Source organism: Kribbella yunnanensis (assembly GCF_039529655.1).
Taxonomy (GTDB): domain Bacteria; phylum Actinomycetota; class Actinomycetes; order Propionibacteriales; family Kribbellaceae; genus Kribbella; species Kribbella yunnanensis.
Map to the genome: position 1 here is coordinate 260242 of NZ_BAAANF010000020.1, position 22650 is coordinate 282891.

General features: G+C 65.9%; 19 protein-coding genes. 14 read left to right on the top strand and 5 right to left on the bottom strand.

Annotated elements, in window-relative coordinates; genetic code table 11:
• The 6 genes from ABD231_RS31205 (at position 1) to ABD231_RS31230 (ending at position 7786) form a co-directional block, all read left to right on the top strand.
• On the top strand, positions 1–1344 hold the full coding sequence (locus tag ABD231_RS31205; RefSeq protein WP_344159851.1) for an ABC transporter substrate-binding protein: 1344 nt from the start codon (positions 1–3) through the stop codon (positions 1342–1344).
• Between the two features lie 3 nt (positions 1345–1347).
• Positions 1348–2226: a carbohydrate ABC transporter permease gene (locus tag ABD231_RS31210; RefSeq protein ID WP_344159853.1), complete on the top strand. Its 879-nt coding sequence runs from the start codon at positions 1348–1350 to the stop codon at positions 2224–2226.
• On the top strand, positions 2223–3098 hold the full coding sequence (locus ABD231_RS31215; RefSeq protein ID WP_344159856.1) for a carbohydrate ABC transporter permease: 876 nt from the start codon (positions 2223–2225) through the stop codon (positions 3096–3098). Before ABD231_RS31210 ends, ABD231_RS31215 begins: the two co-directional genes overlap by 4 nt.
• 40 nt (positions 3099–3138) lie before the next feature.
• Positions 3139–6024 (top strand): CBM35 domain-containing protein, encoded by a 2886-nt coding sequence (locus tag ABD231_RS31220; RefSeq protein ID WP_344159859.1) that lies wholly within the window; start codon positions 3139–3141, stop codon positions 6022–6024.
• A gap of 85 nt (positions 6025–6109) precedes the next feature.
• Positions 6110–6907, top strand: a complete 798-nt coding sequence (locus tag ABD231_RS31225) for an NPP1 family protein (protein WP_344159862.1) — start codon at positions 6110–6112, stop codon at positions 6905–6907.
• 93 nt (positions 6908–7000) lie between these two features.
• Entirely contained in the window at positions 7001–7786 is a 786-nt protein-coding gene (locus tag ABD231_RS31230) for an NPP1 family protein (RefSeq protein ID WP_344159865.1), read from the top strand.
• Between the two features lie 49 nt (positions 7787–7835).
• On the opposite strand, the gene ABD231_RS31235 is transcribed toward ABD231_RS31230, so the two are convergent.
• Both ABD231_RS31235 and ABD231_RS31240 read right to left on the bottom strand, forming a co-directional pair.
• Positions 7836–10031: a carbohydrate-binding protein gene (locus ABD231_RS31235; RefSeq protein WP_344159868.1), complete on the bottom strand. Its 2196-nt coding sequence runs from the start codon at positions 10029–10031 to the stop codon at positions 7836–7838.
• A gap of 941 nt (positions 10032–10972) precedes the next feature.
• Positions 10973–11776 carry an alpha/beta fold hydrolase gene (locus tag ABD231_RS31240; RefSeq protein WP_344159871.1) on the bottom strand — a complete coding sequence of 268 codons (804 nt, stop codon included), beginning with the start codon at positions 11774–11776 and terminating at the stop codon, positions 10973–10975.
• A 107-nt stretch (positions 11777–11883) separates the two neighbouring features.
• Here ABD231_RS31240 and ABD231_RS31245 point away from each other — a divergent pair, with 107 nt between their 5' ends.
• A complete protein-coding gene (locus tag ABD231_RS31245) occupies positions 11884–12567 on the top strand; it encodes a TetR/AcrR family transcriptional regulator (protein WP_344159874.1) in 684 nt (227 codons plus the stop codon).
• Here the strand turns inward: ABD231_RS31245 and ABD231_RS31250 are convergent.
• Positions 12529–14160, bottom strand: coding sequence for a BCCT family transporter (locus tag ABD231_RS31250; RefSeq protein ID WP_425554227.1), 1632 nt, complete (start codon positions 14158–14160; stop codon positions 12529–12531). The genes ABD231_RS31245 and ABD231_RS31250 overlap by 39 nt on opposite strands.
• 371 nt (positions 14161–14531) lie before the next feature.
• Between ABD231_RS31250 and ABD231_RS31255 the strand changes: the two genes are divergently transcribed.
• From ABD231_RS31255 to ABD231_RS31280, 6 genes are all read left to right on the top strand, one after another.
• On the top strand, positions 14532–14942 hold the full coding sequence (locus ABD231_RS31255) for a VOC family protein (protein WP_344159880.1): 411 nt from the start codon (positions 14532–14534) through the stop codon (positions 14940–14942).
• A 9-nt stretch (positions 14943–14951) separates the two neighbouring features.
• Positions 14952–15137: a hypothetical protein gene (locus tag ABD231_RS31260; protein WP_344159883.1), complete on the top strand. Its 186-nt coding sequence runs from the start codon at positions 14952–14954 to the stop codon at positions 15135–15137.
• Between the two features lie 63 nt (positions 15138–15200).
• Positions 15201–15605, top strand: coding sequence for a hypothetical protein (locus ABD231_RS31265; RefSeq protein ID WP_344159886.1), 405 nt, complete (start codon positions 15201–15203; stop codon positions 15603–15605).
• A gap of 174 nt (positions 15606–15779) precedes the next feature.
• A complete protein-coding gene (locus tag ABD231_RS31270) occupies positions 15780–17084 on the top strand; it encodes an MFS transporter (protein WP_344159889.1) in 1305 nt (434 codons plus the stop codon).
• Between the two features lie 117 nt (positions 17085–17201).
• Positions 17202–17831, top strand: coding sequence for a class I SAM-dependent methyltransferase (locus ABD231_RS31275; protein WP_344159892.1), 630 nt, complete (start codon positions 17202–17204; stop codon positions 17829–17831).
• 40 nt (positions 17832–17871) lie between these two features.
• Positions 17872–18882, top strand: a complete 1011-nt coding sequence (locus tag ABD231_RS31280) for a hypothetical protein (protein WP_344159896.1) — start codon at positions 17872–17874, stop codon at positions 18880–18882.
• On the opposite strand, the gene ABD231_RS31285 is transcribed toward ABD231_RS31280, so the two are convergent.
• Positions 18879–19409 carry a mycothiol transferase gene (locus ABD231_RS31285; RefSeq protein ID WP_344159899.1) on the bottom strand — a complete coding sequence of 177 codons (531 nt, stop codon included), beginning with the start codon at positions 19407–19409 and terminating at the stop codon, positions 18879–18881. The two genes, ABD231_RS31280 and ABD231_RS31285, sit on opposite strands and share 4 nt — an antisense overlap.
• A gap of 340 nt (positions 19410–19749) precedes the next feature.
• On the opposite strand from ABD231_RS31285, the gene ABD231_RS31290 reads away from it, so the two are divergent.
• Positions 19750–20913, top strand: coding sequence for a helix-turn-helix domain-containing protein (locus ABD231_RS31290; protein ID WP_344159902.1), 1164 nt, complete (start codon positions 19750–19752; stop codon positions 20911–20913).
• 1133 nt (positions 20914–22046) lie between these two features.
• On the opposite strand, the gene ABD231_RS31295 is transcribed toward ABD231_RS31290, so the two are convergent.
• Positions 22047–22640, bottom strand: a complete 594-nt coding sequence (locus ABD231_RS31295; RefSeq protein ID WP_344159905.1) for a TetR/AcrR family transcriptional regulator — start codon at positions 22638–22640, stop codon at positions 22047–22049.
• Positions 22641–22650 lie beyond the last annotated feature (10 nt).

Genomic DNA, 22650 nt, shown 5'->3' on the forward strand with positions numbered 1-22650 from the left:
ATGAAGACGATTGCCGTGGTACTCGCCCTGGCGGCCGCTCTGACCGCATGTTCTGCCGACGAACCCAAGGCCGACGGCCCGGTGACGCTGAACGTCGCCCGGGATCCCGGTCTCGACAAGGGCGCGATCGCCGCGTTCGACGAGCGGGTCGCCCAGTTCGAGAAGGCGAATCCGGGGATCGACATCGCGCCGCAGGAGTACAACTGGACCGCCACGACCTTCACCGCTCAGCTAGCCGGTGGCACACTGCCCGACGTCTTTACGGTGCCCTTCACCGACGGCCGCGGCCTGATCGAGCGCAAGCAGATCGCCGATATCAGCGGGCTGGTCGCGAGCTTGCCGTACGCAAACAAGTTCAACGCGAACGTGGCCAAGGCCGGACAAGCCGAGGATGGCAAGATGTGGGCCGTCCCGATCGCGGCGTACGGGCAAGCCCTGCATTACAACCGGACGCTGTTCAAGCAGGCCGGGCTCGATCCGGACAAGCCGCCGGCCACGTGGGACGACGTACGGGCTGCGGCTAAGCAGATCGCCGACAAGACCGGCAAGGCCGGGTATGCGCAGCTGACCACGGACAACACTGGCGGCTGGATCCTCACCACGCTGGACTACGCGTACGGCGGCCGCACCGAGAAGATCGAGGGTGACAAGGCGACCGCGGAGTTGGACACCCCGGAGCTGACCGCGGTTCTGCAGTGGCTGAAGGACCTGCGCTGGACCGACAACAGCATGGGCTCGAACTTCCTCTACGACTGGGGCGGCATCAACCAGGCGTTCGCCTCCGGCCAGGTGGGCATGTACGTCTCCGGCGGCGGCAACTACGGCTCGCTGGTCACGCAGAACGCGTTGAAGCCGGCCGAGTACGGCGTCACTGTGCTACCGCTCGCCGGTAAGCCGGAGGCCGGCGTACTGGGTGGTGGGACGCTCGCCACGGTCAGCGCCAAGGCCAACGAAGCAGTGAAGACGGCCGCGGTGAAGTGGATCGACTTCTTCTACCTGGACAAGCTCACCAACAAGGACGCGGCCGCGCTGGACGCGAAGACCACGGCAGCCTCGAAGCAGCCGGTCGGCGCTCCGCAACTGCCGGTGTTCGACCGGGCGACGTACGACGAGTCTCTCGGCTGGGTCAAGCAGTACGTGAACGTGCCGCTCGAGCAGTTCAAGCCTTACACGGACAAGATGTTCGACCAACAACTGGTGACTGAGCCGGTGCGGTCGACCCAGGAGGTCTACAAGCTGCTGGATCCGGTGGTGCAGTCGGTGCTGACCAACAAGGACGCGGATATCGCGGACCTGCTGAAGAAGGCCGACGCCGAAGCCCAAGCGCTGCTGGACCGGAACTGATCGATGCGGACTCGTGGCGGGCTCAGCACGCTCGTCTTCCTGCTTCCACTCCTGCTCGTCTTCGGGATCTTCTCCTGGATCCCGATCGGGCGGGCGGTCCTGATGAGCTTCCAGGAGACGAACCTGGTCACGCCGTCCACCTTCGTCGGGCTGCAGAACTTCCGGGACGTCCTGGCTGATCCGCTGCTCTGGACGGCGATCAAGAACACCCTGTACTTCGCGTTTCTCGCACTGTTGTTCGGCTACCCGGTGCCGTTGCTCGCAGCGGTCGTGATGAGCGAGGTCCGCCGGGTCAAGGGGCTGTACAGCGCGCTCGCGTACCTGCCGGTCGTCGTGCCGCCGGTGGTCGCCGTACTGCTGTGGAAGTTCTTCTACGACGCCGGACCGAACGGGGTCTTCAACACGATCCTCGGGATGGTCGGTCTTGGTCCGGTCGCTTGGTTGCAGGACTCGGCGATCGCGATGCCGTCGCTGGTGCTGGAGGCTACCTGGGCCGCGGCGGGTGGCACGGTGATCATCTACCTGGCCGCACTGACCGGGGTGTCGACCGATTTGTATGAGGCTGCGGAGATCGACCGCGCGTCGATCTGGCGGAAGATCTGGCACGTCACGCTGCCGCAGTTGCGCGGGATCCTGCTGATCACGTTCATCCTGCAGATCGTCGGTACGGCGCAGGTGTTCCTGGAGCCGTTCCTGTTCACCGGCGGCGGCCCGGCGAACTCGACCACCACCCTGTTGTTGCTGATCTACGACTACGCCTTCGCGAACAGCCTGGGCGGGCAGTACGGGATGGCGACCGCGTTGAGCATCATGCTGGCGGTCGTCCTCGGTCTGCTGTCCGCGGTGTACTTCCGGCTGACGCGTGGTTGGAGCAAGTCATGAGTCGCGGAATCCTGTCACCCAGCGAGTGGCTGCGCCCGGGCATCCGGCGGACGACCCGCGGGTTGCACGCCGTACTGTTGGCATCGTTGTTCGTGATCGGGCTCGGGCCGATGCTGTGGCTGGCGAAGGCGGCAATTACGCCGACCCAGGACACCCTCCGGTCGCCGCTCGCGCTCTGGCCGCACGGCATGGATTGGGCGAACCTCGCGACCGCCTGGACCCGCGTCGAGGTGGACAAGTACTTCCTGAACACGGTCGTCCTCGCGGGCGGCTCGTGGTTGGTGCAGTTGCTGGTGGCAACGACAGCAGGCTTCGCGCTTTCGGTACTGCGGCCGCGGTACGGGAAGGTGATCACCGGCGTCGTGCTGGCGACCCTGTTCGTCCCGTCGGTGGTGTTGCTCGTACCGCTCTACCTCACCATCGTCGACCCACCGTTGCTGAAGGCATCGTTGATCAACTCGTTCTGGGCGGTCTGGTTGCCGGCCGGGGCGAACGCCTTCAACATCCTGCTGGTCCAACGGTTCTTCGACAACCTGCCTCGGGAGGTCTTCGAGGCGGCGCGCGTGGACGGCGCCGGTCCGTTCCGGCTGTTCTGGTCGGTGGTGCTGCCGATGTCCCGTCCGATCCTCGGCGTGGTCTCGGTGTTCGCGATCATCGCCGCCTGGAAGGACTTCCTCTGGCCGATGCTCGTCCTCCCGGATCCCGACCTGCAACCGCTGTCGGTCCGGCTACCAGCGCTGCAACGCTTCGTCGAACTCGACGTCTTCCTCGCCGCGCTGGCCATCTCCACGGTGATCCCGGTGGTGCTGTTCGCAGTCTTCCAACGTTTCTTCCTCAAGACCGGCGCCCTCCAGGGTGCAGTCAAGGGCTGACCCAGCCCACACCCCACCCGCCCAGAAGAACGGCCCCGCCATGTCCAGACCCCGCCTCGCGCTCCTCTCCGCCCTCACCCTCCTCCTCACTCTGCTCACTCTCCCCGCCACCGCGGCCCCCACCACCTACGAACTAGAGAACAGCACCCGCTCCGGCGGCGCCGTAGTCGAAACCAACCACCCCGGCTACTCCGGCACCGGCTTCATCGGCGGCTTCACCGACCCCAACAAAGGCACCGCCGCCGTCACGTTGTCCGTCACCGCGACCGCCGGCCCGTCCACCCTCACCCTCCGCTACGCCAACGGCACCGGCTCATCCAAAACCCTCTCGCTCTATCTCGGCGCCACGAGGCTCCGGCAGCTCACCTTGCCTCCCACCGCCAACTGGGACACGTGGGGAACGACCGTCGAGTCCGTCACCTTGGCCGCCGGCACCAACACCATCTCCTACCGCTTCGACACCACCGACTCCGGCAACGTGAACCTGGATCGCGTCGTGGTCGACACAGCGCCCGCCCCGGCGGACGGTGTCTACGAAGCCGAATCGGCGGCCCTCTCTGGTGGAGCAGTCGCCCAATCGGACCACCCCGGCTACACCGGCACCGGCTTCGTAGGCGGCTACACCGACGCCACCAAAGGCACCGCCGCCACCACCTTCACCGTTCCTGCAACTGCCGGCCTCAAGACCCTCACCCTGCGCTACGCGAACGGCACCGGCGCTCCGATGACACTCTCGTTGTACGTCGCGGGTAGTAGATTGCGCCAAATCACCCTCCCCGCGACGGCGAACTGGGATACCTGGGGAACCGCGCCCGAAGCCGTCACGCTGGTTGCTGGCAGCAACAGCATCGCGTACCGCTTCGACACCACCGACTCCGGCAATGTCAATCTGGACAGCCTCACGATCACCGACGCGACGGAACCGCCTCCCTCCGGCGGCCCCGCCCTCGAGAACGCCTTCCTATCCGGCGGCACCACGGCCGCCACCTCGATCGCTGGTTATGCAGGCACCGGCTACGTCGCCGGCTTCACCGCAGTCGGCGCACGAGCCATTCGAACCGTCAACCTCACCGCAGCAGGCGCGGCCACCACAACCCTTCGCTACAACAACTCCACCGGCAGCACCAAGACCCTCAGCACCTACGCGAACGGCGTCAAAGCCAGCCAACTCTCGCTCCCCGCAACCACCGGCTGGACGACCATCCAGCAGTCGCTGACCCTGCGCGCCGGTCTCAACCTCATCGGCTACCAGTACGACGCCGGCGACAGCGGCAACGTAGAGCTCGACGACCTCACAGTCACCGGCTCCGCGAACCTCGCCACCCGCGGAGCCACCGTCCCGTACACCGAATACGAAGCGGAGAACGCCAGCACGAACGGCGTCGCGATCGGCCCAGACCGCACGTACCGGACCGTCGCCTCCGAGTCCTCCGGCCGTCGCGCGGTTCGGCTCGACAACGCCGGCAAGTACGTCGACTTCACCCTCACCAAGCCGACCAATTCGCTCGTCGTCCGCTACTCGATCCCCGACAACGCGGCCGGTACTGGGATCACCGCCCCACTCGGGATCTACAACAGCGGCTCGAAGGTCAAGGACCTGCAGCTGACCTCGGCGTACAGCTGGGTCTACGGCAACTACCCGTTCCCCAACGACCCCGGACTCGGTGGCGGCCACCGCTTCTACGACGAGGCCCGTACGGCGCTCCCGTCGTACGCCGCAGGAACTGTCCTCCGACTGCAGAACGACACGTCCACGCCGATCACGATCGACCTGATCGATACCGAGGTCGTCGCCCCGGCGTACGTCGTACCCGCGAACTCAGTTGATTTGACGGCGTACGGGGCGGTGTCGGGTGGCGGTGATGACACGGCTGCGTTCAACTCGGCGATCAGCGCGGCGAAGTCGGCCGGCAAGACGCTGTGGATCCCCGCGGGCGTCTTCGACCTGACAGCCCGAGTGAATGTCGACAACGTCACCGTGCGCGGCGCAGGCATGTGGTACTCGACGATCCGTGGCAACGCCGGACGTGGTGGGCTGTTCGCCACCGGCAGCAATGTGCAGCTGGCCGACTTCACCTTCGCTGGTGATGTCCGGTACCGCGATCCCGACGGCCAGGTGACGACGGACTCCGCGATCGAAGGCAACTTCGGCACCGGATCGTTGATCCACAACGTCTGGATCGAGCACTCGAAGACCGGGATCTGGGCCAACAGCGGGACCAACGGGCTCTACATCGTCGGCGTCCGGATCCGCGACCAGTTCGCCGACGGCCTGAACCTGAACACCTTCAGCGGCGACGGCAGCCCGGTCCGCAATACCCGCGTCGACCAGAGCGTCTTCCGCAACACCGGCGACGACGCGATGGCCATGTGGTCGTTCAGCAGTGCCGTCTCCGACTGCGCGTTCACCTTCAACACCGCAACTCTTCCGGCGCTCGCCAACACGGCCGCGATCTACGGCGGCGTGAACAACCGGATTGAGGACAACCTGTTGTCCGACACGGTGTACACGGCATCCGGGATCACTTTGAGCACCTGGCATTCCGCGCAACCGTTCGGCGGTACGACGGTTGTCCAGCGCAACACGATCACCCGTGCCGGAGGTTTCAACACCGACTGGAACAGCAGTCAGGGCGGGCTGTGGATCTACGCCGAAGCCCGCGAGATCACGGCACCGATCCTGATCAAGGACGTCGACATCATCGACAGCACCTATCAAGGCATCCTGATGTCCTGGCAGAAGACGGTCAGCAACATCACCTTCGACCACGTCAAGGTCCAGAACACCGGCACCTACGGCATCGACGTACAGGTCGCCGGTAGTGGGAGCTTCAGTTACGTGACGGTCAGCGGCACGCCATCGGGCGGCCTGAACAACACCGCCGGCTTCGTTCTCAACCGGGGCTCGGGAAACTCGGGTTTCTAGAAAACTTTATCGTGTGAAGTATTTACCAGACCGGGGTGGATCTGTCACGGTTCGACGGCGTTGTCATCCGCCTGAAGGAGCGACCATGACAGATCCGCTTCCCCCCGACTCCCGCAGTCCGCGCCGGATCCTCGGCGTACTGGCGGTGACCGCGATGCTTCTGGTGAGCACCGCGGCCACCGCGTACGCCGACCAGCTTCCGACGTTGCCGCAGAACGCGAACGGCTACGAGCAGTCCTTCTCGCCAGCCTACGACTACGACGGTGACGGGTGTTATCCGGTCGCCGCGATCAGCCCGTCCGGGACCCTCAATCCGGGCCTGAACACGACCGGTGCCGTGAACGGCAACTGCCATGACCAGTCCGACCTCGACAACTCGCAGACGTATGCCCGCTCGAAGTGCAACAACGGTTGGTGTGCGGTCGTCTATGCGAGTTATTTCGAGAAGGATCAGGCGGTCGACGGCAGCGGCCTCGGCGGTCACCGGCACGACTTCGAACACGTGATCTCGTGGATCAACCAGTCGTCCAATCAGGTCGAGTACGTGACCACGACGCAGCACTCGAGCCAGGTCACCTATCCGCGCTCACAGGTCCGGTTCGACGGTAGTCACCCGAAGGTCGTCTATCACAAAGACGGCGCCAGCACGCACTTCTTCCGGATCGCGAACAGCAACGACGAACCGCCGGAGAATCACTACCACAACTGGCGTTATCCGCCGATCGTCGGCTGGGACGGCTGGCCGAACACCGGTCTGCGGGACACCTTGATGAACGCCAACTTCGGGTCGGCCACCATCAAGATCAGGGACAACGGCGACAGCTTCCGTTACCTGCTCAACGTGTCCAAACCGAGTGGCATCCCGTTCGACGCGTATGCCTGAAGTTCGGCCATTCTTTCGACGGTGAACTATGTACGAACAAGTGGCTGATCTGTCATCGTCGGGAGCGTTGTCCTTCCGCCCCAAGGAGCGACCATGACAGATCATGCCCGCGCCCGCCGACGATTCGCCGGGATCGCGATCGGTACGGCGACATTGCTGGTGGCGACGACAGTCGCGGCGTACGCAGCGCCGCCACCGAGTCTCCCGCAGAACGCGAACGGCTACGAACAATCCTTCTCACCCGCCTTCGACTACGACGGTGACGGGTGCTACCAGGTCCCGGCGATCGGTGCCGACGGCACCTTGAATCCGGGCCTCAACACCACCGGCGCGGTCAACGGCAACTGCCGCGACCAGTCCGATCTCGACAACTCCCAGACCTACTCACGCTCGAAGTGCAACAACGGCTGGTGTGCCGTCGTGTACGCCGGCTACTTCGAGAAGGACCAGGCCGTGGCCGGTAGCGGCCTCGGCGGTCACCGGCACGACTTCGAGCACGTCATTTCCTGGATCAACCAGTCGTCCAACCAGGTCGAGTTCGTGACCACGACGCAGCATTCGAGTCAGGTCACCTACCCGCGCTCGCAAGTCCGCTTCGACGGCACTCATCCCAAGATCGTTTACCACAAAGACGGAGCCAGCACGCACTTCTACCGGCTCGCCAACAGCAACGACGAACCGCCCGAGAACCACTACCACAACTGGCGCTATCCGCCGCTCGTCGGCTACGACGGCTGGCCGAACACCAACCTGCGCACGACGTTGATGAACGCCAACTTCGGTTCGGCCACCATCAAGATCACCGACAAGGACGACCGCTTCCGCAACCTACTGAACGCGTCCAAGCCGAGTGGGATCCCGTTCGACCCCTGGAACTAGTTTTCGTTGAAGAGGGGGGAGGGACCCCGCCGGTCCCTCCCCGCCTCGGTCATTCGGTGAGCTTCAGATAGTCGAGGTTGAAGCCACCGCTCTCGCAGAAGACGGTGATGTTCTGGTCGCCGGCCGGCAATATCACCTGGGTGCTGATCGACTGGTACGTCGCCCAGCCGCCAGTGGCCGGCACCGAGACCTTCGCTAGTACGGCGCCTGCTGCGTCCCGGATCGAGATTGCATCCGGGGCGGTTGCGCCGGTGCCGTTGGCCACCCGCAGCTCGAGGTTGTATGTGGCCGCCTTGGTCAGGTCGACGCGGTACTGCAACCACTTGCCGGTGTCGGTCCAGCCGATGTTCTTACCGCCACTGGCCGACGGGTTCGACTCGACGAAGTTCGCGCCGCCATCCGTCCAGCCGCTCTGCGCGACGTACGACTCCGCCTCGATGTTCTGACCGACCGGCGTACCGTGCGGTCTCACGGTGACGTTGATCGTCACCTCGTCCTTGGCGGCGCCGTCGGTGACGCGGACCTTCACCGTTTGCGTGCCGGCGACGGTCGGGCGGAGCGTGAGCAGACCGGTCTGCGCATCCAGGCTGACACCGGCCGGAAGCTCGGTCGCGTAGTACGCGGGCTTGTCCCGATCCCGGTCCGTCGCCGCGAGCTGAACCTGAGTGGCGCCGTACTGGTCGGCGACGACATCCGGTACGTCGTTCAGCACGGGCGCGTGATTTCCGTGCTGCGACGGGACCTCGCCGTGCCAGCGGTAGGTCGCGAACGACTTCGCGGGAACCGTGACGGTGAACGTCTTTCCGGCCATCGACACCCGGACCTGGCTCGACGTGGCGTTCGCGTTGCCGACGATCGCGACGAAGTTGTCGCCGCGGTCCTTGAAGACCACGTTGCTGATCCCGTTGGTCGTCGTACTCGACTCGACGCGGGTGTGCTCCGGGCCGAGGTACTTGGCGAACTGGCCCATCGCGTACAGCTCGTCCCGGACCGTGAAGGTGCGAGCGGTGGTGTCGACCTTGACCAGCCGGTTCGGCCACTTGGTGGTGCGACCGACCTCGGCCCAGTCGATGTTGTTGTCGCGCGCCGGCGTCCAGTGCAGCGTGCCGCCGTCCTGATCGGTCGTCTGCGCCCACATCACGTACGACGAAGCGTCCAGCCGGAAGTAGCTGAGAATCGTGTCCGGTGACAGGTTGCTGGTCTCGGTCATGTGCACCGGCTTACCGGTCTGCTCGTAGGCGTCCCGCATGACGGTCGGATCACCCCAGTACGGGTGGAACGCGATCGCGTCACTCGCGTTCTTCGTGGCCGGGTCGTTGAAGATCCGGTAGTAGTTCTTGGTCGCGGTGCTGTTCGGGTCGCGCCAGTCCCAGAAATTGAAGTCGTGGACATAGAGCTCGGTCCGCAGCCCGGCCCGCCGTACCTCCCGCTTGATCGCGACGGCCAGCTTCTGCTGCTGCTCGACGCTGATGTCCATCGCGGGGTAGACGACGTCGATCCCCGGCTCGTTGAGCAGCGTGAGCGCGTCGACGTTGATCCCGTGCTTGGCGAACGCCTGAATGTACTTCACGTAGTACTGCGCGAAGACGTCGATACAGTCGTCGCGAAGCTTGCCCACCTGGTAGTACGACGTACTGCCCGGCTTGAGCGCAACCTCACCGGTGAACCGGTTGTTGGTCTTCATCCAGGCCGGCGCACTCCACGCGGAAGCGAAGAACGTCGCCTTCGGGTTGTACCGCTGAATCAGCTTGGCGGTTTCGACGATATGCGTGTCCAGGTCACGCTTGATCGAGAAGTACTTGAGCCCGAAGTCCTCGGTCACGCCCGCCGGGAGCTCGTCGTACGACCAGAACGGCAGATGCTCGATCAGATCCGGACTCCCGATCGTCAACCGGAACCGATCGAACCCAGCCCCACTCTTCGGATCCGCCAGCAACCGAATCGCCCGGTCTCGCTCAGTCGGCGTGAGCTTCCACAGGTTCGAAACACTCGTCTCGTCCAGCGAAAACCCCACCCCGCTGTACTTCTGCCGCAACGTGCTCGGATCAACCACCACAGTCGCGTCCGGCGTCGTACCCCGATCGTTCCCCACGTACGCCGAAGGCAACGCCTGCCACTGCTGCGCCGACCCACTCGAATACGTCCCGGTCACCGCTGCCCGCCCCGCACTAGCCGGCGCCCCACCAGTAAGCAGCCCCACCCCCAAAGCCACCACCGTCACACCCACCCCAACACTTCGCCTCACAAATTCCTCCCACCATCATCCCGGAAAGCGCTTACTCTCCGCGACCCTACGCGCCGGAATGCGCATGCACACCCCCTCCCCGGTTCCGGAACTTCCAGTCGCCTCCGGCGAGAAACGACACCGCCTCCGGCGGCGACAGCCCTTTGGCGCCTCAGGCGCAACCGCCTCGCGCGGTCCCGCCCAACGCATTCGGCGAGCAACCGTGGTCGAGGGGAGTGTTGGGCAGCCGCGGTCCACCCACCAACTCACCTCGGCGCGTCGTCTGACCGCCAGCCGACCGGCCACCTCGCCTGTGCGCCTCGTCTTGTCGGTAAGCACATGACGTGGTGGCGTTGGCGGTGACCTTGCGGCGGGGCGCAGGCGTGGCTGAGCGCGCGTGGTCGGACTACCCCATGTCGTTGCCGACCATCTCTGCACCGACACGGGAGGACACCGGTCGGTTGGATCCTCCAACGGACAGGACGTATATGCGTGTCGCCGTGCCCGGCAGGCGGTGGTGAACGGGGCGGGGGTGGTTGGTGGGTTATACGTCCTGTCGTTCGGGGGATTGGTGGGATACCTGGCGAGAAAGGACACCGCCTCCGGCGGCGACAGCCCTTTGGCGCCTTGGCGCAACCGCCTCGCGCGGTCCCGCCCAACGCATTCGGCGAGGAACTGTGGTGATGGGAAGTGTTGGCGTCAACCGCGGTCGCGGACGTACTGGCGACCGGCTGCGGTCAGGTGGTCGCCAGTTCGTCTCGTCGCCATAGTCCCGCCGAACACGATCTCGCACGTGGTCCCAAGCGTGACCGAGGCCGTCGGACCCGACCACCACATGTCCTTCCCGACCGCGACCGCCCACGATGGACGCCGGCCGGTTGGATCTTCCGATGGACAGGACGTATATGCGTGTCGCCCTGCCCGGCAGGCGGTGGTGGGCGTGGCGGAGCCGCCCAGCACAGCTATACGTCCTGTCGTTGGGGGGATTGGTGGGCTACCCGGTGGAGGAAGGTGGTGATGGCTTGGGTTGAGGGGGTGGTTTGGTCGGTGAAGATTCGGTGGCCGGCGTTGGGGATTACTACGAGGTCGGCGTTGGGGATGGCGGCGGCCAGGGTTTCGCCGGCTGACAGGGGGACCAAGCGGTCTTCTCGGCCGTGGAGGACGAGGGTGGGGACCGTTAGCTGGTGTAGGTCGGTGTGGCGGTCCCAGGGGGTGGCGGCCAGGAGTTGGCTGCGCATGCCTTCGGGGGTGGTGGGGATGGTGTCGCCGATCTCGTCGTCGCGGGCTCGTTCGGCGGCCGGTGTCTGGTCAACGTAGAGGATCGGGGCCAGGGCCTGGCTGCGTTCGGCCGGCGGGAGGCCGGCGATCTGTTTGAGGGTGGTGGCTACGGCGGAGGCCGCGACGGTCAGGTGCGGTACGCCGGAGTGGGTGCTGACCAGGATCAGGGAACTGGCGCGGCCGGGGTGGCTGAGCGCCAGTTCCTGGGCGATCAGGCCGCCCATGCTAAGGCCGAGGATGTGTGCCCGGTCGACGTCGGCTGCATCGAGGACGGCGACTGCGTCGGTCGCCATCGTGGCGAGGTCGAACGGTTCCGGGGAGGACCCGGTACGCCCCACACCGCGGTTGTCGAACGTGATCACCCGGTAGCCGCGAAGGCCCGGGAGCAAGCGGAACCATGACGTTGATGCTGTCCCCAATCCATTGATCAGGAGCACCGGCTCACCTGCGCCGGTGCTCTCCCACCAGATCCCTGCTGCTGTGCGCATCCAACCCCTCCAGTGGAACGCTTGTTACATTACTCTGAGCATCCACGAAGCTGGTGTCAAGCGCAAATTCTGATAACTTATGGATCGATCGTTCTAAGGAAGGTGAGATGTCTTCAGATGTGCCCGCGCTGCTGCCGCCTCAGCTTGCGGCGGACGGCGCCAAGGGCCGGCTGCTGGCGGCGGCGGTCGAACTGTTCGCCGCGCGGGGGTATCACGGCGTCTCGGTCCGCGACCTGACCGCGCATCTCGGTGTGCAGCCGAGCTCGCTCTACGCGAAGTACGCGTCGAAGGCCGAGCTGTTCAGCGAGCTGGTGTTCCTCGCCAACGAGGAGATCCGGGACCGGATGCGCGCCGGGCTGCTGGAGGCCGGGCCGGATCCCGCGGCGCAGTTGGCCGCTCTGACACATGCGAACGTCGAGTTCCACACGACGTACCCGCTGTTCGCGACGATCGCCCACAACGATTTCGCTAGTCTCACCGAGTCCGCGCTGCACCGCGTCGCCGCCAGTCGCAAGGAGGCGATCGACCTGATGCGGGCGGTCATCGACCGCGGCAACGACCTCGGCGCCTTCGACTGTGCGGACCCCTGGACCGCGATCGCCGCCATCGCCGGCTTCGGCATCCGGCTAGCGGTCTGGTACCGGCCGCAGGGTCACACCACGGACCCGACGGCCGGTTTCGCCGCCGAGGTCCAGACCTGGATGGGCCCCGATCGCACGATCGAGGACCTCAAGACCACCTACGCGACGTACTCACTTCGCATCGTCGGATGGCGTGGCCCTACCGACTGACTGCGAGTCGTCACCGTTGCCGCAGACAACCAGTGAGAAGTCGTCGCCATGGGCGGTGACGCCTTCGATGACGGCGGCTTCCATCGCCTCGGTGCCCATGGCCTTGCGCAGCATCAGTGGATCGGTGCGCAGGTCCTTGGCAAGGGCAACGGCCAGGCCGACCATGACGATGGCGAAGGGGAGCGCGGCAACGATGGTGAGATTCTGTAAGCCCTGAAGGGCTTTCGCGCCTCCGCCGCCGACCAGCAGCATCACCGCGGCGACCGCGCCGGTGAGTACACCCCAGAACACGACGACCGACTTGCGGGGCGTGAGCGCTCCCCGCGACGACAGCGTGCCCATCACGATGGAGGCCGCGTCCGCGCCGGAGACGAAGAAGATCGCCACCAGTACGACGACCAGGATCGTGGTCAGCGACGCGAGCGGGAAGTGCTCGAGGAGACCGAAGAGCTGCCCCTCGGTGGTCGACTGGCCGGCGATGTCGACGCCGTGCCGCTGGGTGTCGATCGCGGCGCCGCCGAACACGCAGAACCAGACCAGGCTGACCAGCGACGGAACGAGCAGTACGCCGGTGACGAACTGCCGGATGGTCCGCCCGCGGCTGATCCGCGCGATGAACATGCCGACGAACGGCGTCCACGAGATCCACCATGCCCAGTAGAAGACCGTCCAACTGGACAGCCAGGTCGCCATCGAATCGCCGCCACTGGCCTCGGTCCGGGCGGCCATGTCGGCGATGTCCCGCAGGTAGTCACCGATCGCGGTCGGCACGAGGTTGAGGATCAGCACGGTCGGCCCGACCACGAACACGAAGGCCGCCAGCACCACCGCGAGCACCATGTTGATGTTCGACAGCCATTGGATGCCCTTGGCAACACCCGACACCGCCGACGCCACAAACGCAGCAGTCAGTACGGCGATCACTCCGACCAGCACGGCGTTTCCGGTCTTGTCGAGCCAGCCGAGGATCCGCACGCCGGACCCGATCTGCAGCGCACCGAGCCCGAGCGATGCCGCCGAACCGAACAGTGTCGCGAAGATCGCCAGACTGTCGATCACTTTGCCGATCGGTCCTTCGGTCCGCTTGCCGAGTAGTGGCGCGAAGGCCGAACTGATCAACTGCGAACGCCCGCGCCGAAAGGTGCCATAGGCAATCGCAATGCCGACGACCGCGTAGATCGCCCACGGGTGCAACGTCCAGTGGAATAGCGTGGTGGCCATCGCCGTCTGCAGTGCCGCGTCCGTGCCGCCTTGCACCGTGCCCGGCGGCGGAGCCATGAAGTGCGACAACGGCTCGCTCACGCCGTAGAACATCAGCCCGATCCCCATCCCGGCGCTGAACATCATCGCGACCCAGGACACGGTCTTGAACTCGGGCTCCTCGTCGTCCGCGCCGAGCGGGATCCGCCCGTACCGGCCCGCGGCCAGCCACAACACGTACACGACAAAACCCGAGGCCAGCAGTACGAACAGCCAGCCGGTGTTCGTCTCAACCCAGGTCAGCGCCGAAGTGGACGCCGTACCGAGGCTGGTGGCATTGGCGAATCCCCAAGCCACAAAGGCCAATGCGATGACAGCCGTGATGCCGAACACAATTCTGTCGAGCCCTGAGCCGGAACTTCGGCTGCCGGGAGGTGGTGGTGCCGCGAGCGCGGGATGCTCGTTTGCGTGGTCAGAAGTTGCTTGCTGGCTGTCGAAATCGATCGCCACAGCTGAATCACGCCTCGCTTCGGCGCGCCTCCACTTTTCGCTAGATTCGGACTGGACTGCCTTTTGACCCTTCCGGAGTTCGTGGCAAAACGCAACTATCGTGGTCCCGGCCACACTGCCGGTCGGTCGTCGCGCTCGCCACAAGCGCCCAGGAGAGAAACTTTCGCCGAAGTCGGCATCCCGTCCCGTCAGCAGTTGCGCGCCAGTGACTTTCCCTGGTGCGAACACCCCGCCGTACCCGTGATCGTGGGGTCATGAGCACTTTTGAACAACGCATCGAGGCCCTGATCATCCCGGTCACCGACGTCGACGTCGCACGCGACTTCTACGTCGGCCTCGGCTGGCGTCTCGACGTCACCCCGCCCGGCGTGGTCCAGCTGACCCCGCCCGGCTCAGCCACCTCAGTCCAGTTCGGCGCCGGCATCACCCCCGCCGCCCCCGGTTCCTCCACCGCCTACCTCGTCGTAGAAGACATCGTCACCGCCCGCGAGGCCCTGGTAGCCGCCGGCGCCCCCGTCACCGACTACTTCCACCGCACCGCCGAAGGCTTCACCCCCGGCCTGGACCCAGAACGCCGCACCTACAGCACCCGAGCGACCTTCACCGACCCCGACAACAACACCTGGATCCTCCAAGAAATCACCACCCGCCTCCCCGGCCGCTAATCTCCAGACGTGATCAGGCATCTGCTGGTGGCCGCCCCGGAGCTGAGCTACCGCCCGAACAAACTCCACGGTGACGAGCTGGTCGTCGACAAAACCCGCGTCTACACCGAGGCGACCGACGAATGGCTCACCGCCGACGAGGTGGAGCAGGTGCTGCAGGCTGATCCGTCCACACCTCTCGTACCTCTGGAGTGACTCGAGCGGCGGCAAGCTCCTCCTCTTCCAGCTCGACTGCTGATCTTTTGCTGGACAAAGGGGGTGGGGAACGCGGAGCCTGGTGGGGTGCTCAGCGGCGAGGTCGAGGTCGGTACGACGTATTTGGTCGAGGTCCCGCATGTGTTGGAGGGGGACCAGCGGCTGACGTTCGGGGCGCTGCGAGGGGCGACCTTTCCGTTGACTGTGACAGGGGTGGAGGGGTCGGCGGCCGAGGGGGTTCGGTCGGTGCTGAGTCCTACTACAGCGGTTGCGTTGACGGCTGAGCAGTGCCTGGAACTCGGGTTGCCGGACGGGGAGTACGAGATCATCGGGAACCTGCGGACCGCGGACGGTACGCCGATCGTGCTGCCGCGGGTGCAGACGTTGACGGTGCCGGTCGAGTGGCTGGTGCCGTTCACCGATGAGCGTCCGCACGGGCACTGGGACGCCACCGGCTCACTCTGGTAAACCCCGTGCTTCCGGGGCGGGCCCGTTGCTACCCTCGGCCCGTGCCCAAGACAGACACGGTGCGCCGACGCTAAGAGCGGCGGCGCATAACACCTAGAACTCGCCGTCGCTCCTGGCCTTCCGTCAGGAGCGCCCTCGTGGCGCTCGGAATCTGCTGACTCCGGAGCGCATACCGTGTTTCACCTGTCTGTACGTCACCGTCGGCGCGTACTCGTCGCCAACCTCATCTCCACCGCGGTCTTCCCACTCGCGATCACCGGCTCGACCGCCGTCGTCCCCGCGGCGACCGCGGACCTGTCCGGGGCCGATGGCCTCGGCCCCTGGATCGTTGTCGGATACAACGGTCTGTTCGCCGCTGCGCTGTTGCTGGCCGGCGTTCTCGCCGATCGCACCTCACGCACGAAATTCTTTGCTCTAGGCAACATCGTGGTCGCGGTAGCCGGAATACTCTCCGCGTTCGCACCAGACCTCGGCACCCTCGTCGCACTCCGCGTGCTGGCGGGTGTCGGCGCGGCGATGTGTGCGGCCGGTGGTTCGGCGATGGTGCTGGCCGTCTACCCGCCTGAGGATCGACACCGCGTCTACGGGTACGTCGGCGCCGTACTAGGCACGAGTCTCGCGCTCGGTCCCTTCGCCGCCCAAGGCCTGATGGCGGTCGGCGGCTGGCCGATGGTGTTCGTCGTACCAGCGGCCGTCGCCGGTATCGCGGTCCTGACCTCGATCGGCCTCCCGAGCCTCCGCACCAACAACCTGCCGAAGGAGTTCGACCTAGCCGGTGCGGTCATCTTCGGGCTGACGATCGCAGCCGCGGTGACCGCCTTCGGGTTCGCCCTGCCGGTCTGGGCGACTGTCGGGTTGCTGCTCACCGCCGCCGGCGGAACCGCGCTGCTGATCCGGGTGGAACGCCGTACGACGGATCCTGCGATCCCACTCGACCTCCTGCGCATCCCGACGTACCGGGCCTATGCCCTCGGTACCGGTGCCTTCATGGGAATCCTGGTCGTCGGCCTGACCGCCCTGCCGCAACTCGGCGCACACCTCGGCGCAGGCAAGGTCGGCCTCCTGCTCAGCCTGCTTACGATCCCCTCGACCGTGCTCCCGCTCCTAGCCGCCCGCATCGCTCGCCGCTGGGCGGCACCCCTGGTCACCCACGCACTCATCATCTGCGCCGTAACCGCGCTCGCCCTCCAACTCACCAAGTCCCCGATCGCTCTCTTCGCCAGCGCCGCCATCCTCGGCATCTGCCTGGGCCTCACCGAAGGCGTCCCCGACGGCCAAGCCCTCAAACACGTCCCCTACCACCGCGGCGGCGCCGGAGCCGCCCTCTTCAGCACCACCCGCATGACCGTCGAAACCCTCACCCTCGCCGCCGCCACCGGCGTAGCCACCCTCCACACCCCCGCCGCCGCCCTCACCGTCCCCGCCGCAGTCTGCCTAGCCGCCGCCGCAACCCTCCATCACGCCCGCGACCGCCAATAGCGGACCCCAGCCACTCACCAACTCCGCGCGACCGCTGCGATTCACGCTCAGCGCACGCCCTCGGAGCGCCCCAAAAGGAGGTTGGTGAGTGGCACAGATCCGCCTAACCTCAGTTATATGGACAACGACGAGGCCAAGGACCTCGTACGACGCGGCTACGACGAACTGTCGTCCCGGTACGACGAGGCGTTCGGCGGCGAGACGAAGTACGCCGACTGGCTGCAGTTGCTCCTGACCGAACTCCCGGACCGCGCCCAGGTCCTCGACCTCGGGTGCGGTTCCGGGGTACCGGTGGCGAAGGTCCTGGCCGAGGCCGGGCATATCGTGACCGGCGTCGATATCAGCGAGGTGCAGGTCGCCCGGGCGAGCGAGCGGGTGCCCGCGGCGACCTTCCTGCAGGCGGACGCGACCACGCTCGACCTACCGGCGGACTCCTTCGACGCGATCCTGTCGTTCTACGCGCTCATCCACATCCCGCTGGACGAGCAGGAAGCGCTCCTTCAACGCATCGGCACCTGGTTGCGCCCGGGCGGTACCTTCGTGGCGACGATCGGGGCGGCCGCGTGGACCGGGTCAGAGCAGCACTGGTTGGGCGGCGACGTACCCATGTGGTGGAGTCAGGCGGACACCGCGACCACCCGCACATGGATCGAGAACGCCGGGCTGGTGATCGATCACGAGGAGTTCGTGCCTGAGGGGGACAGTGGGCACACGCTGATCTGGGCGGGTCGGCCGGGACCTCGCTAGCCTGAGGGCCTTGAACAACTGACTGCGAGGGGTGCCGCCCATGCCCAGAGCTCTTGCTGTCCTGCTTGTCACCACACTTGCCGCGTTGAGTGCCGGTACTGCTTCCGCGACGACCACCGCGGCCTCCGATCCGGCCCGGGCCGAGTTGCGGGCGATCGTCGAGAACGTCTCCGGTGCGACCGGGAAGCGCTACAACACCAAGGACGATGCCGGCCATGTGATGGATACGGTGAAGATCATCCAGGACTCGACCGGCGGGTATCTCGCCGTCTCGCATCACTTGGGCTCCGACGGGCACTTCCGGGTCAATCTCGCGACGTCAACCGATCTGCTCAACTGGCACTGGGTTCGTGAGCTTGCCGGAAGCAACACCGGCCCGGCCTCGCAGCCGACGATCGCGCAGGCGTCGAACGGCGGTTTCGTACTCGCGTGGGAGCAGGAACAGGCGGGCGGTGGCAACAACCACCTCGCCTTCCGGTACTTCGCCAATCGTGCGGATCTCCTGGCAGGCAAGGTGAATCGCTCCTTCGACGCACCCCGCCGGCTGTCGACCTGCGCGGAGGGTACGCCGAATATCTACAGCGTCACGCTGTCACCCGACATCGACCACTCGACGATCGACCTAGGCGGACACTACTGGTGGAACTGCGACCGCGACCGCCAGCAACGCGGCACCCTGAAGAACTTCAACTCCTGGTCCACCGCAGCCCAGCCGAACTTCGACAACGCCTTGCTGCACTGGGGTGTCGGCGGCAACATCGGCGACCGCGACCAAACCACCTTCCGCGGATACACCTTCGGCCTGATCGAAGGCCAGTACACCAAGGGCGACTTCGGTTCCTGGCGCACGTTCGTCTATGACTACCAAACCGGCAACGCCGACCGAACCACCATCCGCACCAACGGCGGCAGCACAGCGTTCGCCAACCCGACCATCACCGCACTCAAAGCCCCCAACGGCCAGAACGCCTTCGTCATCACCCTCTTCATCCCCAGCGAAGGCGCAGCCGCAGGCGAATCCGGCCAACTCATCTACTACCAGACCTACTAGTCCGGGTCGTTCCCCCGCAGCCCGTCAACCGCCTCCCGCAGTACGTCGGCATGCCCCGTGTGCTTGAGGTATTCCTCCAGCAGGTCGACGAGGATCCGCCGCCGACTGGTAATCCAGTCGGGGTCCCCCTCGTCGACCTCCACATCGAGGTCAGCCGCCAACTCAACCCAGGTAGCCCGCGACCGCTCCACACTCCCGTACCAGAGCGCGTACAACTCCTCCGGTTCGTCGCTGACCGCGGATTCCCAGCCCCACCTATCGTTCGCAACCCAGTCCCGCACATCCCACGGCCTACCGATCGGCCGTTGAGCCGCCCGAGCCGTGAACCCAGCCTCGACAAACGACATGTGCTTCACGAGACCAGCCAAGGTCATCGTCGACGGCAGATGCTCCTGCCGGAGCTGCGAAGCAGTCAAGCCACCCGTCTTCCACGCAAACTGCCGCCGCGCCCGGTCAACCGCGAACTGCAGCATCTCCGCCTCACCCCCGCGCAAGCACTCAGCCAACGGCAGATCTCTCCACTCCATCGCCCCTCCTCGACCCTCGCCCGATGCTCCCACGCCCACCCATCCTCCAACGAACAGGACGTATACCCCCACCACCCGCCACCGCCCCGCTCACCACCCGCACCCGTTCGACCCCAACACCCCCATACGTCCTGTCCGTCCGCAGGCGAACCCCATTCGGTGGGTGAACCCAATGCCGGTCAGTCAACGCTCGCCTCTGCCGCATCCGGGATCCGCGATGCCACAACGTCCGAAGAACCCGCAGCCCCCGTCTCCTCTTAAGTCTCATCAGATAGGTAACAGTCCGAAGTCTCAGGACAGGGGTAACGGTTGGCCTGGGTGAGGCGTCTGACTGTGGTGGATGAGCAGAGATGGGGTAGCGGTTCACCCCGTGTTGGCGGCGGCGGTGTTTGCCAGGTCGCGTGGCGAGAAGGTCAACGTCAGCGAGGTGTGTCGGGAAGCCGGGCTGAGCCGGAAGACGTTCTATAAGTACTTGGCCCAGTTCGAGGTGTTGGGGCTGGATGGATTGTTCCCGCAATCGCGTCGGCCTCATCACAGCCCGGCACGGACCCCAGCCGAGGTCGAGGACGAGATCGTGCTCGCTCGTAAGGAGCTCGCGGGTGCCGGCTGGGATTATGGCGCGATCTCGATCGGGTACCGGCTGGAAGAGGTCCTCGGCGATCTGTCGAGGGTGCCGTCGCGGGCCACGATCCACCGGATCTTGGTCCGGCGGGGGCTGGTGGTGCCACAGCCCGCTAAGCGTCCGCGGCGGGCCATGCGCCGGTTCGAGCGGTCCCGGGCCAACGAGTTGTGGCAGCTGGACGGGTGGGAGTACGCGTTGGCCGACCGTACGGTTGTGGTGGTGTTGTCGTTGAGTGATGACCATTCCCGTCTTGATCTGGCCGACTACGCCGCGGTCAGCGAGAACGGTGCAGACACCTGGAAATGCTTCTGCCTGGCCACCAGCCGCTACGGTTTGCCGGCCGAGCTGGTCAGCGATAACGGCACCGCGTTCACCGGGAAACGCCGCGGCTTCACGACCGCGTTCGAGACCAGCCTCCTGGCGCTGGGCGTCCACCAGATCGCCTCGTCGGTGGCCCACCCGCAAACCTGCGGGAAGAACGAACGCAGTCACCGCACCGCCCGGCAATGGCTGGCAGCCCGGCCCCCGGCCGCCACCTTGAGCCAGCTTCAGGCCTTGCTGGAGGAATACCGTCTCGGTTACAACAACCGCCGCCACCAAGGCCTGCACGGACTCACCCCGCAACAAAAATACGACCTGGCCGAAAAGACCGGACCGGCGGGGCAGCCTCTAACTGCCCCGCCGATCATGTCCAACCCTACGGTCAGCCCTCGCGGCGCGATCGGTGTCGACAACACCGAAATCGGGCTCAGCCGCCGCTACGCCGGTGCCACCGTCACCGTGTTCCGTACCGGCGACCACGTCGTGGTCTTCCACGGCGACCACCTCGTCCGCGACCTCACCATCGACCGAACCCGCCGCTACCAACCACACCCCACCTGACCCCACAACTGTCACCCATGTCCTGAGACATCAACTGTTACCGATGTCCTGAGACATAACACGCAGCCCCCGTCTCCGGACCATCGGACGTTAGCCGCGGAGATTGCGTTGTTCGGTAACTTTGGGGGCTATTTGCGAAAAAAGTACCGTCCAACGCATCACCGCACTGCACACACGACGAGGCGCAACGTGGTTTGGTGAGGCGCGGTCAGGTGAGGCGCAGGGTGGTTGATGAAACGCGGGGTGGTTTGGTGTGGCGCGGGTGGTGAGGCGCGGCGCGGGTGGTGAGGCGTGCGGTGGTTTGGCGCGGCGAGGCGTGCGGTGGTTGGCGATGCGAGGCGCGGGGTGGTTTGGCGCGGCGCGGTTGGTGAGGTGCTGTTTGGTGAGGTGCGGGGTGGTGAGGTGCGGCGCGGTTTGGCGAGGCGTGCGGTGGTTGGTGAGGCGTGGGGTGGTTTGGCGAGGCGCGGTTTGGTGAGGTGCGGGGTGGGTCAGCTGCCAGCAGGCCTCTGTCCCGCACGGCAACCACAGCCCGGCAACCCCAGGCGACGGGAGCCGCGGTCACCGGCCTCGCCATCCACCTGAGCCACCGCGGCGCTCAGCCACGCTGTCTTTTTAGTCGGCCGGAGGCGGCGATCAGCCAGAGCGAACGACCCCGGCCGAGTCCTTTCGGACCTGTACCCCGGACTCGACCACCAAAGGCGGCCGACAGAGCAAGAGGGCGGGCCAAGCGGGTGGCTGGGCTGGTTGGCGAGGCCCGGCGACCGCGGCTGCGCGTCGTCTTGGGCTGACGGGCTGTGGCTGAGGTGCGTGCGGCACGAGGTCTTGCGTTAGTCGGAGCATTTTCGGGTCCAGGCGCCGAAAATGTTCCGATCAACGCGCCAGATATCCCCCGGGGCTCGAGATCGCGGGCCGGTGATCACCTTGAGCACCCACCAGCCATCCGGGACCCGCCGAAACGGTTGAACCGTGCTCAAGGTCGCCCCGACCAGCGCACCTTGAGCACCCGTCAACCACCTTCGACGCGCGGACATGGTTGATCCGTGCACAACGTCGTACCGGCTCGTGGTGAGGCCTTGATCGACCGGCCTTGGGGGGACCCATGAGATGGGCTCCGGGTGGCGCGACTCCACGAGTTAGGGCTGGGTGAAGCCGGTTATTAGGGTGTTTATGCCTAGGCGGAAGCGGCGGTTGGTGGATTGGGGGGAGTTGCCTAGGCGGTGGGCTTTTTCGGCGGTGGCCAGGCCCTCGGTGATGGTGAAGAAGACGAGGGCGATGTCGGTGGGGTCGCCGGTGAGGTGGCCGCTGTTTACGGCGTTGCGGGCGTGGGTGACGAAGATTTTGCGGACCTGGAGGCCGGCTCGGATCTCCTCTTGGGAGGGGTCGAAGTCGGCGAAGGGGCGGGCGAACATGACCTCGGCGAGGACTGGGTGGTCGAGGATGAAGCGGCGGAAGGCTTCGGCGAGCTGGCGCAGACCTTCCAACGGATCCGGGGTTGCCGGGACTGCTTCGAGACGCTCGGCCAGGACTCGGAAGCCCTCGAAGAAGACCTCGCGGACGATGCCGGCTTTGTCGCCGAAGACCTCGTAGATCGCCGGGACGGACGCTTCCGCGCGCCGGGCGACGGCGCGGGTGGTGAGGCCTGCGACGCCCTCCTCGTCGAGTACGGCCAGGGCGCTGGCGAGGCCGCGCTCCTGGAGGGAGTCGGTCCGTTGTTTCACTCGAGGCACCGGACGACGG

What these genes read in the sequence shown, in the direction of transcription:
- ABD231_RS31210 (WP_344159853.1), top strand. Translation starts at nt 1,348, where the DNA reads ATGCGGACTCGTGGCGGGCTCAGCACGCTCGTCTTCCTGCTTCCACTC.
- ABD231_RS31225 (WP_344159862.1), top strand. Translation starts at nt 6,110, where the DNA reads ATGACAGATCCGCTTCCCCCCGACTCCCGCAGTCCGCGCCGGATCCTC.
- ABD231_RS31245 (WP_344159874.1), top strand. Translation starts at nt 11,884, where the DNA reads ATGTCTTCAGATGTGCCCGCGCTGCTGCCGCCTCAGCTTGCGGCGGAC.
- ABD231_RS31280 (WP_344159896.1), top strand. Translation starts at nt 17,872, where the DNA reads ATGCCCAGAGCTCTTGCTGTCCTGCTTGTCACCACACTTGCCGCGTTG.
- ABD231_RS31240 (WP_344159871.1), bottom strand. Translation starts at nt 11,776, where the DNA reads ATGCGCACAGCAGCAGGGATCTGGTGGGAGAGCACCGGCGCAGGTGAG.
- ABD231_RS31205 (WP_344159851.1), top strand. Translation starts at nt 1, where the DNA reads ATGAAGACGATTGCCGTGGTACTCGCCCTGGCGGCCGCTCTGACCGCA.
- ABD231_RS31220 (WP_344159859.1), top strand. Translation starts at nt 3,139, where the DNA reads ATGTCCAGACCCCGCCTCGCGCTCCTCTCCGCCCTCACCCTCCTCCTC.
- ABD231_RS31275 (WP_344159892.1), top strand. Translation starts at nt 17,202, where the DNA reads ATGGACAACGACGAGGCCAAGGACCTCGTACGACGCGGCTACGACGAA.
- ABD231_RS31285 (WP_344159899.1), bottom strand. Translation starts at nt 19,409, where the DNA reads ATGGAGTGGAGAGATCTGCCGTTGGCTGAGTGCTTGCGCGGGGGTGAG.
- ABD231_RS31290 (WP_344159902.1), top strand. Translation starts at nt 19,750, where the DNA reads ATGAGCAGAGATGGGGTAGCGGTTCACCCCGTGTTGGCGGCGGCGGTG.
- ABD231_RS31255 (WP_344159880.1), top strand. Translation starts at nt 14,532, where the DNA reads ATGAGCACTTTTGAACAACGCATCGAGGCCCTGATCATCCCGGTCACC.
- ABD231_RS31230 (WP_344159865.1), top strand. Translation starts at nt 7,001, where the DNA reads ATGACAGATCATGCCCGCGCCCGCCGACGATTCGCCGGGATCGCGATC.
- ABD231_RS31215 (WP_344159856.1), top strand. Translation starts at nt 2,223, where the DNA reads ATGAGTCGCGGAATCCTGTCACCCAGCGAGTGGCTGCGCCCGGGCATC.